Source organism: Rhodohalobacter sp. (genome assembly GCF_041686455.1).
GTDB lineage: Bacteria > Bacteroidota > Rhodothermia > Balneolales > Balneolaceae > Rhodohalobacter.
In genome coordinates, this window is record NZ_JAWLDW010000094.1 from 9,170 (window position 1) to 10,709 (window position 1,540).

2 protein-coding genes are annotated in these 1,540 nt (G+C 44.2%); one reads left to right on the forward strand and one right to left on the reverse strand.

From position 1 onward, the window contains the following. Positions 1–233: hypothetical protein (locus ACESM0_RS10445; protein WP_372906160.1), on the forward strand; the 233-nt coding region annotated here is incomplete at its 5' end. A 685-nt stretch (positions 234–918) separates the two neighbouring features. On the opposite strand, the gene ACESM0_RS10450 is transcribed toward ACESM0_RS10445, so the two are convergent. Then, positions 919–1,365 (reverse strand): hypothetical protein, encoded by a 447-nt coding sequence (locus ACESM0_RS10450; RefSeq protein WP_372906161.1) that lies wholly within the window; start codon positions 1,363–1,365, stop codon positions 919–921. Positions 1,366–1,540: the final 175 nt, after the last annotated feature.

Sequence of the window (1,540 nt, forward strand, 5' to 3'; positions counted from 1 at the left end):
AGGATTCGAGTGCCGGTGAGTGCTGCTCAATAGAGGAGAGGTACTGTACCGTCCGGAGCAGGGATGGATTGAGCTCCCGGAATTTTACACAAATGTACTGCCTCTCTGATGCAAAAAGGATACAAACGGTGATCCGGCAAAAAATTACCGGTCTCGCATATTTAACCTCTGAAGAGGTTTTCTGGTTAACGAATCACCGAAGGACGAACTGTGAACTGCGATCTCAGTCTTGAATTTTCATTTAAACCATATTGTCTCTTTTGTCTTGATACAAAAGAGACGTAAAAAATCAAGGCTGAGAAAAATCATCGGCGTTCACAGCCACGAGACGGAAAAACTCAAGGCCTGTAAATTTGGTATCTCAAAAGTTGGTTCTGCTTGAGGCTGGTGAGTTTTTCTTTTCGTCTCCTGACTGTTCTCTTTTTCCGCTGATTTCTCTAGGCCAATACTTCTATTTTAACCCCCTTAATCTTCCCCTTACTCGGCAATGTTCATAGGTTAATGGACGAATCACCGATGGACGAACTGTGAACTGTGATCCTAGTCTTGAATTTTAAAATGCGCTGATACCTCAACCCTGAAAAGTGAAATATGAATATCCTCGGGTGTAGCGTAGCGGAACCCGGGGGTGTAAAGGAGACATTCATTCGCCGCCGAACAGAAGGAGTGGATTGGAGTGTGAAATAGCATAGAGGCGGTACTATAAGCATGGGATTATTGTGGAATCTGCTTACAATCACATTACCAGTCTTGTTAAGGGAGCTATTCCTTGTGGCAGAATTCAATCCTCAAAATTGTGCCACGAGAAATTCAATCAATAGATAAAGATAAGACACTCTTCATATCTTCAGGCAGAGTCGCGGTCCATTGCGCACACCGGTCATAATTCCGCTTTCAAAATTTCCCTGAAATCAACACTTAAGCTTTACGAACGGTGCCTCCGATAACGATTGCCGCAGAAATGATGAGCAGGTTTTTGATGATATACTGTCCTTCTATGGTGGGAGCGTAGGGGAATGCACCGGTCTGGAACGTTACCTCGGTGAGGATAAACAATGGCAGAAGGGTTCCGGCCATCTGCATGGCAAGCAGTCCTATCGCAATTCGGAGTGTGGATTTGAACAGAAAACAAATTCCAATGATGACTTCCCACCACCCAATAATAACCAGCCAGGTTTCCGCAGTGAATATCGGCATCCAGTCAACAGTAGCCAGAACGAGTCCCTCGGCCGGAGATAGCCCGATGGTTTTCAGGATCCCAAACCATATAAAAATTATTCCCAAGGATATTCTGAGTGCAGGTAAACCAATCCTGTTCATAGATTCGGCAATTCGGCGATCCGTGGTATCAAAGAAGTCTTTCATAGCAAACAGTTTTGTTGACAGGTATAAGGACATAAAACTTCCTTAAACTCAAGTCCGTTCTGATATTTGATAATTTTTCCAAGTGTTTTTGATGGGAGTCATCAGGGTTAATGACAGGTGAGGTCCATGTTAGGGTGATATCTCATCAGACTGCAGGTACTGCTCCATCCGGAGC

Coding starts and splice junctions, on each gene's coding strand:
- ACESM0_RS10450 (WP_372906161.1), bottom strand. CDS start 1,365: ATGAAAGACTTCTTTGATACCACGGATCGCCGAATTGCCGAATCTATG.